General features: G+C 41.8%; 9 protein-coding genes. 2 read left to right on the forward strand and 7 right to left on the reverse strand.

Going from position 1 to position 9,763, the window contains the following annotated elements:
* Nucleotides 1-192: 192 nt before the first annotated feature.
* On the forward strand, nt 193-435 hold the full coding sequence (locus AC3WVG_RS03235; RefSeq protein WP_252380535.1) for a FeoA family protein: 243 nt from the start codon (nt 193-195) through the stop codon (nt 433-435).
* Nucleotides 428-2,638: a ferrous iron transport protein B gene (gene feoB, locus AC3WVG_RS03240; RefSeq protein WP_488796743.1), complete on the forward strand. Its 2,211-nt coding sequence runs from the start codon at nt 428-430 to the stop codon at nt 2,636-2,638. Before AC3WVG_RS03235 ends, feoB begins: the two co-directional genes overlap by 8 nt.
* Before the next feature lie 377 nt (nt 2,639-3,015).
* Here feoB and AC3WVG_RS03245 read toward each other — a convergent pair whose 3' ends face one another.
* The 7 genes from AC3WVG_RS03245 to AC3WVG_RS03275 form a co-directional block, all read right to left on the reverse strand.
* Nucleotides 3,016-4,356, reverse strand: coding sequence for a sugar transferase (locus tag AC3WVG_RS03245; protein WP_488796744.1), 1,341 nt, complete (start codon nt 4,354-4,356; stop codon nt 3,016-3,018).
* Nucleotides 4,357-4,717: 361 nt separating this feature from the next.
* Nucleotides 4,718-5,824 (reverse strand): GDP-L-fucose synthase family protein, encoded by a 1,107-nt coding sequence (locus AC3WVG_RS03250; RefSeq protein ID WP_488796745.1) that lies wholly within the window; start codon nt 5,822-5,824, stop codon nt 4,718-4,720.
* A 267-nt stretch (nt 5,825-6,091) separates the two neighbouring features.
* Nucleotides 6,092-6,472 (reverse strand): GxxExxY protein, encoded by a 381-nt coding sequence (locus tag AC3WVG_RS03255; RefSeq protein ID WP_488796746.1) that lies wholly within the window; start codon nt 6,470-6,472, stop codon nt 6,092-6,094.
* 257 nt (nt 6,473-6,729) lie between these two features.
* Nucleotides 6,730-7,944, reverse strand: coding sequence for a GDP-mannose 4,6-dehydratase (gmd, locus tag AC3WVG_RS03260; RefSeq protein WP_488796747.1), 1,215 nt, complete (start codon nt 7,942-7,944; stop codon nt 6,730-6,732).
* A gap of 663 nt (nt 7,945-8,607) precedes the next feature.
* A complete protein-coding gene (locus AC3WVG_RS03265; RefSeq protein ID WP_488796750.1) occupies nt 8,608-8,907 on the reverse strand; it encodes a glycosyltransferase in 300 nt (99 codons plus the stop codon).
* The gene (locus tag AC3WVG_RS03270) at nt 8,895-9,068 is read right to left on the reverse strand and encodes a glycosyltransferase (protein ID WP_488796748.1); all 174 of its coding nucleotides are present in this window, start codon (nt 9,066-9,068) and stop codon (nt 8,895-8,897) included. The genes AC3WVG_RS03265 and AC3WVG_RS03270 overlap by 13 nt, the downstream gene beginning before the upstream one ends.
* Before the next feature lie 181 nt (nt 9,069-9,249).
* Nucleotides 9,250-9,763, reverse strand: a 514-nt coding sequence (locus tag AC3WVG_RS03275; RefSeq protein ID WP_488796749.1) for a transposase, incomplete at its 5' end; no start/stop codon positions are given.

A 9,763-nucleotide genomic window follows, 5' to 3' on the forward strand; every position in this document is an offset into this window, starting at 1 on the left:
CACGCTTCACTTCGTTCAGAATGACGAGAATTGAAGACAGTCCGTCTAAATAACAACTAGAGAGGATTATCTGTTCCATATTTTGATAACCGGTCCTGACTTTGAATACCCCATTAACAAGCTTTTGGTCATGAGCCATTAGTTATAAGCCTTAACCCCAGAACCTTATACCTTACACTAAAGGAAGAAGATATGCCTGAAACACTGTGTTTACGCCAGTTAAAGATAAACCAGAAGGCCCGAATCAAGAGCATTACTGCTCGAGGCGAAGTTGGCCGGCGCATCCGGGATATGGGTCTCGTTCCAGGCTCTGAAGTGCAGGTCATTGGCCGCGCTCCTCTAAAAGATCCGGTGGCATTGCGCGTCAAAGACTTCACTTTGACCCTGCGCAATAATGAGGCCGACCATATTATGGTGGAGGTCTTGGATGAGTAAGAAAAAAATAATCATCGCCCTTGCTGGCAACCCAAATTCAGGCAAAACCACCTTATTTAACAGCCTGACCGGCTCCAGGCAGCATGTCGGCAATTATCCGGGAATTACTGTAGAAAAAAAAGAAGGCTTTATAGAAGTCCAGGACCGCCTACTCCACTTTGTTGACTTGCCAGGTACTTATTCCCTGACAGCTTACTCTCAAGAGGAGTTAGTGGCCAGAAACTTTTTGGCCAAAGAAAAGCCAGACCTGGTTGTGGATGTGCTCAACGCTGGCGCTTTGGAACGCAACCTCTACCTGGCCGTCCAGATCATGGAGTTGGGTATACCAATTATCTTGGCCCTGAATATGATGGATGAGGTACGCCAAAAAGGACTCACCATTAATACAGAGCTTTTGTCCAAACGGTTAAAAGTTCCTGTTGTGGAAACAGTGGCCAGGCAGGGCTTGGGCAAAGACCTCCTTATCCAGAACATAATTGAACTGGCTGATTCTTCCGCGGGGTCGTGGACCCCCTTAAACATTTCCTATGGCCCTGACCTGGACCCTGTACTCCAGCAAATGACGGAGAAGATTGAGCAAAACCATTTTCTCACCAACCTTTATCCCCCCCGCTGGACAGCCCTCAAATACCTGGAAGGTGATGATGAAATCCGGGCTCTGGGCCTAAAAACCAATAAAACATTGGCCAGGGAACTGGAGCAAGCCGCAACCAGGATAGCAGAACATTGCCAAAAAACTTTGAATACCTATCCCGAGGCCATTGTTGCTGATTACCGTTACGGATTTATCTCCTCCCTGCTCAAGGATGTTATAAAACGCGACACCCAGAAAGAGCGTATAGCCATATCAGACCGAATAGACAGGGTCTTGACGCACAAATTTTTTGGCCCTCTGATCATGGCCCTGATTCTCTACGCCATTTATAAATTTACTTTCTGGCTCGGTGAAATCCCGATGAACTGGGTGGAAAACTTTTTTGCCTGGATGGCTGATACGGCTACCAGACTCATCCCGCCCGGTCTTTTGCAGTCAATGGTGGTTTCGGGAATAATAGGTGGCGTTGGCGGTGTCCTTAGCTTTGTCCCTCTAATTGCCTTAATGTTCATGTGTATAGCCTTCCTGGAGGACTCGGGGTACATGGCAAGGGTAGCATACATGCTTGATCGCGTGTTCCGCATTTTTGGCCTGCATGGCTGTTCTGTCATGCCCTTTATTATCTCCGGCGGCATTGCAGGAGGTTGTGCCGTGCCGGGAGTTATGGCTACCAGGACCTTGCGCAGCCCCAAAGAAAAGCTCGCCACCTTGCTCACTGTCCCTTTTATGCCTTGCGGAGCAAAATTGCCCATCTTCATCCTGCTGGTAGGAGTTTTTTTCCCCAAGAACAAACCAACGGTACTTTTTCTCATCTCCATGACAGCCTGGGCAGCAGCCCTGATTGTATCCCGAATATTACGCTCGACCATTATTAGAGGCGCCCCTACTCCTTTTGTAATGGAACTTCCGCCCTACCGCTTTCCCACTTTAAGGGGGCTACTAATTCATACCTGGGAAAGGACCTGGCAATATATCAAAAAAGCAGGCACCGTGATCCTGGCCATTTCAATCCTGCTATGGGCTGCCATGACATTTCCCCGTTTGCCTCACGAACAAATCCATAAATTTACCCAGCACAAAGCGGAAATAGAACGGCAAATCCAGGAAATTAAGGCCCAAAACGGGGACCAGGCATTAATTTTAGAACTTAACCAACTCCTTACTCAGCTTGATGCAAACCTGGCTCAAGAAAGGCTTAGATATTCACTGGCAGGACGATTAGGGACATTGCTGGAACCTGTGACCAGGTGGGCCGGATTTGACTGGAAGATAAATATATCTCTCATAGGCGGCTTTGCAGCCAAGGAGGTTATCGTTTCCACCCTGGGAACGGCCTATTCCCTGGGCCAGGTCGAGGTTGAGGAACCAATATCTCTGGCTGACAAAATTGCCCGGGATCCTAGCTGGGATGTCAAAAGGGCCGTCAGCCTGATCTTGTTTATCCTCTTATATGCCCCTTGCCTGGTAACCATAGTGGCCATTGCCAAAGAAACCGGTTCCTGGCGCTGGGCTTTGTTTAGCATGGTTTTTAACACCCTTTTTGCCTTTGTCCTGGCTACTGCAGTGTATCAAGGGCTGAGTTTTTTTCCTGGCAGTTTCGGGTCTTGAGTCTTAGTTTCCCATCAGTGTCAGGAAAGATACCGCCTGAGTCGACCGGTTTCAGAAGCATTGCTTCTATATGCTAAACAATCTAGACTCCCTTATAACACTGTTTTTTACATGAAAACAAACAGTATCTGCAGGAAAACAACCATATGAAGTCAAAAAAACTCTCAGCTCAGGATAAACTTGATTTTCTTTTTCAGACTACCTCTATGTCTGAGGCTAAAATATCTGTATTCTGCACAAGCACATGTATCTATCCTCATATGTTTGAACAAATAACAAGTGTGGAGAATTTCATCACCATGAATTATCTCATTGCAACCCCAATTCAAACTCTGTTCCAAACAGAAATTCCACAGTAAACGTCGAAGAGCCTTAAATTATCTCGCCCCCTGACCAAAGAGCACCACCCCAATGGTTTTTAGGAAAATCTTAGTATCTAAGAGAAGAGACATGTTTTTTATGTAATACAAATCATATTCTAGTTTTTGGACAGCGTCTTCTATATTTGCTCCATACGGGTAGTTGATTTGTGCCCAACCAGTTATCCCTGGTTTTATAGTATGTCTGATATAATAATAAGGAATAATTTGTTCAAGCTTATCCACAAACTCCTTCCGCTCCGGCCTACACCCAATTAAACTCATAACCCCTTTCTGGACATTCCAAAGTTGAGGGAGTTCATCTATTCGCAGTTTCCTTAGCCACCTACCAACCCTCGTCACCCGAGGATCATTTTCCTGTGCCCAAACTGCACCATTTTTTTCCGCATCATTATACATGGAACGAAATTTATATAAGTAAAACTCACGTTCATTTAAGCCAACCCTTTTTTGTTTAAAGATTACTGGGCCCGAAGAATCCAATTTAATCAAAATGGCTACAATAAAAAACAGCGGTGATAAGAGGACAAGCCCCAAAAATGAGACCGCGACATCGCAAAAACGCTTACTTTTATTAATCAAATCCTTTGAATACAAGTTAAAGCCCCGTTCCAGAATCAACCACCGATCTTGAATGTGGTGCACCGGCACCTTTTGGGTTATCCTCTCATAAGCAGCAACCATTTCATCAATCTCTATTCCTTTTAACCGTGCCTTTAATAGTTCCTGAATAAGCTTTTCCCTGCGGTTGTGAGTAATAGCCAGAATAAGTTTTTTTACACCAGTCTCATCAAGAATAGACATCAGATTATCTATTGGGCCGGTAACAAAAAAATTACCTGGGTCGCTACGCCATTTTGTAGGATCATCATCAACAAAGCCCACTACCTGGGCCTGCAAAATTTTAGCAATCGCCTGTCCTGCCCTGCCAGCGCCAATTATAAGAACTTTCCCCATAGGCAAGGCAACAATAAAAAAAGAAAACGCCCAACGCACCAAGGTCAGCAAAATTATTGCCAAAAAACTTTCAGCGAAAAACAAAGATTGCGGGAACTGCCAATGACCAAGGATATAAAAAAACGCTGCAGTGGTCAGACTAGACAAAATAACACCTGCACAGACACGTAAAAATGTCTCGCCAAAGGCCTTTAACCCACTTAAATCATAGAGATTAAATATATAAAAGAAAAATATAGTAAAAATGATGGTAAAAAAAATGGGACCTGTGTGATAGGAAAAAATGGTTGTAGTTGGCTTAAGTGTAATGGTTGCACTTAAAAAAATTGCTAAACATATTCCGAAAACGTCAAAAATTGCTAATAGAATTGATCTTGTCATTCATTCCTCCATCACTGAACTGGCTAAACATCCATAATCCATAAAGCAGCCAGGATTCACCCTCAAAACTTCAGTTTAAGCCGAGGGGAAAATTTATCATCCATCAAACCAAAAAAATTATAACTGGAGCTCGTAATCCCCCCTTTTTCCTCCTGAAGTCAATTTCTGACCCATAAATATTGGCATAAAAGACTAGCCACCATTGTCGGGCTACCTCCCTGATGTGAATAGGAGCAAAATGAATTTTGCGAGCATCCGGCTGACCAATACGTGCAGATATTGATGCAAAGACAAGAGATAAAACAGGGAAATAAAAAAATCAGGCCTAAATAGATGATTTCCAGAAAATATTTATCGGAAATCATTTTTTGTCCATTCTAACATACCGATCATATGTCATTTTAACACCCTCTTTCAGTGGGACTTTTGCTCTCCATCCCAAATCATTTAATTTAGAGACATCCAAAAGCTTTCTTGGAGTACCATCAGGTTTAGAGCTATCAAATTTAAGTTTTCCTTTGAACCCAACGACACTCATCACAAGTTCTGCAAGCTCACTAATGGTTATATCTTTTCCTGTACCAACATTTACAAACTCACCTATCTCCTTGTAATCATAATTTTTCATCAAAAAAATACAGGCATCGGCCAGGTCATCAACATGCAAAAATTCCCTTCTTGGCTTACCTGTGCCCCAGAGGGTGACGGAAGAAGTTGGGAAGTTGGGAAGATGAGAAGTTGAGATGCCGTAAAATTTCAAGACTTCCAGTACCTCATCTGTAGATGAGGCCGGATCAAGGGAGATACTTTTTTCGCCTGCCTGGATATTACCATCACCATTTTTAATGAAATCCCTCTTGATTGCATCAAAATTCTCTTCCTCCAGGAGTTTAGCGAGGTGAAATTTTCTTATAAGAGCAGGCAAAACATGGGAATTCAAGAGATGAAAATTATCATTGGGACCATAAAGATTTGTAGGCATTACAGATATAAAATTTGTCCCATATTGCTCATTATAATATCTACAGAGCTTAATTGCTGCTATCTTGGCAATAGCATAAGGTTCATTTGTAGGTTCCAAACTACCAGTCAGTAAATACTCTTCCTTCATTGGTTGAGGTGCAAACTTGGGATATATACAGGATGAGCCAAGATTAAGGAGTTTTTTTACACCAAATTTATAAGAGGCATTAATTACATTGGCTGCAATGATAAGGTTGTCATAGATAAACTCTGCTTTATAAGTATTGTTTGCAACAATACCTCCAACTTTTGCAGCAGCTAAAAAAACATATTCAGGCCTGTTTTCCTCAAAAAACCTTTCCACATCATCCTGCCTGGTAAGATCAAGTTCAGCATGAGTTCTGGTAATAATATTGCTATAGCCCTTTTCTTCCAGTTTCCTGATGATTGCAGAGCCAACCAACCCTCTATGCCCTGCGACGTAAATTTTTGAATTTTTGTGCATAATAGACAACCTTATTTATTTAACCGCAGACGCACGCAGACTAACGCAGACATTCTTGTTCGGCAGACTTTGCCGAACAAAAGCCTGACGGCCCGAAGGGCAGAGAGGACTCTTTACTTACACGCATCACTTCCAACCTGAGCTAATGCCATATCTGATACGATAAAAATCGAACTTCAAATACCTCATCCAGCCTGAAAGGCCAGAAGTTTAGCCCTGCCAGCGACTTCCTGGCAGGGGGTGTCTGCGTGAGTCTGCGGTTAATAATTACTGGTTTTCGGTCAGTTCTAAAACAAAACGCTTTATCTCTACCTTGGGAGACTTAAAATTCACCAATAACCCTACTTTCAGGCCTGTTGCCTTCAAATAATTCAAAAGTTGAGCTTCGTGAATCTTTTCCAATCGCTCAACAGTCTTAAGTTCTATAATCACGCAATCTTCAACCAACAAATCCGCTATATACTCACCAACGCATTGGCTCTTGTAATTTATATCAATTGGCGCTTGTGCTTTTACGTAAAAACCTCGGTCCTTCAACTCTATAAATAGTGCCTTCTCATAAACCTTCTCCAAAAATCCAGGCCCAAGCACTCTATTTACTTCAAAAATGGCCCCGTTGATTGCGTAAGTCAATTGATTAATATCCATGTTTATTTACCCACAGACACACACTACTTAGACAGACATTTTCTTCGGCAAGGTCTGCAGAACAAAAAATGTTGGCTTCGGCCAAGGATATTAATTATATTTATATTTGCATCAAACATTTTGCACTCAGGAAAAATCATTCATGGCCCGAAGGGCCAGTACGCCAGCCCTGGCAGCAAGTCGTTGCCAGGGCTCGTCTGCGTCTGTCTGCGTGAGTCTGCGGTTAACAATTATATTCATTCTATCTATCTCTAGCTTTAATCCTCACAGTTGTTACGATACTTATAACCACCATTTTTAAGATACAACTCTCTTTTAGCCAGCTCAAGATCAGCACTAACCATATCCTTAACAAGTTCCTCAAAAGTATGCTTTGGTTTCCAGCCAAGTTTTTCTCTTGCCTTTGTTGCATCACCAAGAAGAAAATCAACTTCTGTCGGCCTAAAATACCTCGGATCAATCTCTATCACTACATCCCCTTCTTTTAACTTCTCATCTTCCCAACTTCTCATCTTCTCATCTTCCTCTTCCCCTCTTGGCGTCTTGGCGTCTTGGCGCGAGAATTTATCTTCTTTTCCAGCCCTCTCATCTGCACAACTTCTTATCCCCCGGACAACTCCCTTCTCCTGGACGCCTTTACCTACCCACTCAACCTCTATCCCAACTTCCCTAAAAGCCAATTCTACAAACTCTCTTACAGAGTGGGCCTCCCCGGTTGCCAAAACAAAATCATCAGGCTCATCCTGCTGCACGATAAGCCACATCCCCTCAACATAATCTTTCGCATGTCCCCAATCTCTCTTAGCATCCAAATTCCCAAGATATAGCTTTTTCTGCAGGCCAAACCTGATCCTTGCTGCAGCCCGCGTAATCTTCCTTGTTACAAAAGTCTCTCCTCTAATAGGAGATTCGTGGTTAAAAAGGATCCCGTTGCTGGCAAACATATTATATGCTTCCCTATAATTTACCGTTATCCAATAAGCATAAAGTTTAGCAGCGGCATATGGGCTCCTTGGGTAAAACATCGTCTTTTCATTTTGTGGTATCTCCTGAACTTTTCCATAAAGTTCGGAGGTTGAAGCCTGATAAAACTTCGTCTTATCTTCCATTTTTAATATTCTAATTGCCTCTAATATCCTCAAGGTTCCAAGAGCATCCGCATTTGCAGTATATTCTGGAGTTTCAAATGAAACTTTTACATGAGATTGAGCAGCCAGATTGTATATCTCGTCAGGCTGGACTTCCTGTATTATTCTTATTAAATTTGTAGAATCAGTCATGTCCCCATAGTGCAAGAAAAAACTTACATCCTCTTCATGGGGATCTTTATAAAGAGCATCAACTCTGTCAGTATTAAAAAGTGACGCCCTTCTCTTTATTCCATGCACTATATAACCTTTTTTAAGCAAAAACTCCGCAAGATATGCACCATCTTGTCCGGTAATTCCCGTTATCAATGCAACTTTATTCACTTTCTCCCCCAATGAAGTATAGTTAATTACTAAAATAATCTATTATACCTGTAACAATCGAGTACCCCCTCTTTTTTGCCCTAAATTTTCTAGCATCAAAATTAAGCACAGGCACTGTTCAGGTATGATAAGAGCCAAAATTCAAATATCCTTCCCTGGCTTTCAGGCCAGGACAGTAGCGCGCTCGACAAGTCGCCGGGCGACGCTTGTCTGCGACCTTTGGTACGTCTGCGGTGAAAAGAAATAAGCTTTCCCTACCCTGTCGCACTTAATTCCTACCCCTTACTCCTTAATCCTTAACCCTCAAAAGTCTGCGTGCGTCTGCAGTTGAAATATAAGCTTCATAAATGGCAAGGCTGCTATCGCATGCACCGCCTCAAACTCTCCTAAAAAATTGCGGTATTTTAATTATGTTTTTTAACAACAACGTATATATCCCTCCAACGCCATTCTCTTTAAGAGCCATATAATCTTCCTTGGATTTTTGCAAAATATTCCTTAAACTTCTATTACTCTCCCCACCTATCCTCATTTTTACTAAAATTTTGGGTAGATAACAAGTAGAAATCTTATGTTTATATAAAAACCTGAGCATAAGATCGTAATTAGCGGCTATTTTTAAGTCTGTATTAAAATATCCGTATTTATCATAACTAATTTTCTTCACAAAAAAGTAGGATGTGGAGGCATCCATCCCTTTTTAAATAAATCGCTTTCATAAGCGCATGATTCCCAATATCTTACTATCTTTCCTTGATTTTTCTTATCAATATAAACCAGGTCGCCATAACAACTATCCACCTGCTCACCAGCTATACATTGTACGACCTTTTCTACAATATTTTTATTCGCATAAATATCATCAGCATGAAGAAAACCAATTACATCACCAGAAGCAAGCTTAACTCCTTTATTTAATGCCTCATAAATACCACTATCTGGCTCAGAAATTATTTTTGAAATCTGATTTTATACTGTTTTACAATGCTTATTGTTCCATCTGTAGAAGCACCATCAAGTATAATATATTCAATATCATCATGTCCCTGCGAAAGAACTGACTCAATTGTGTGCCTTATTGTTTTTTCCGCATTAAAGCAGGCTGTAATAATAGATAATTTCATATAAGCTTTATAAGTTAAACTTAATAATAAGAAATATATGATGTGCCTGCAAAAACTCAGGTTTGCAAATCAAGCTAAACTCAAAGCTGGTTTACGTTTTTTATAAAAACAACACAAAACAACACAAATATTTAAAAAATATACCCAGCGCAAAAATAAGATATATAAGGCTCTTCGACGTTTACTGTAGAATTTCTGTTTGGAGTAGAGCCTGAATTGGGGCTGCAATGAGATAGATCATGGTGATGAAATTCTCCACATTACGATAGCCTCTAGCTCTTGCACGTGCTGCCTGGAACAAACCGTTTAGACCCTCTAGCCGGGCATTGGTATGCCCAGACATCCAGCGCCTTGCTATTGCGTTAATATGTTTTTTTAAAGTTTCTAATGCCTTGCCAATGGGCTTCAGTAGTTCTTCTGAGCCGTTCTGTTCATAGGCATGACGTATAAAACGAGTGATTCGCCACTTAAGTGCTTGCTCGCTTTCAGCATGGCGTATCCATCTCAGTTGTTCTTTGATTCTATATGCTGTCGCTGTGAGAAATCCTTTGGTTTCCAACTCCAGCAAGGCCTCTCGCTGGCTAGCGGTAAGCTCTGTCTCCCATGATTTCAGGACTGCCCACCGTGTCCCTTTGGGCAAAGCAGTTTCCCGGTGTTCGGCTTTACGGACATCATCTACAGCTCTGGAAAACAAC

The organism is Desulfovulcanus sp., assembly GCF_982781345.1.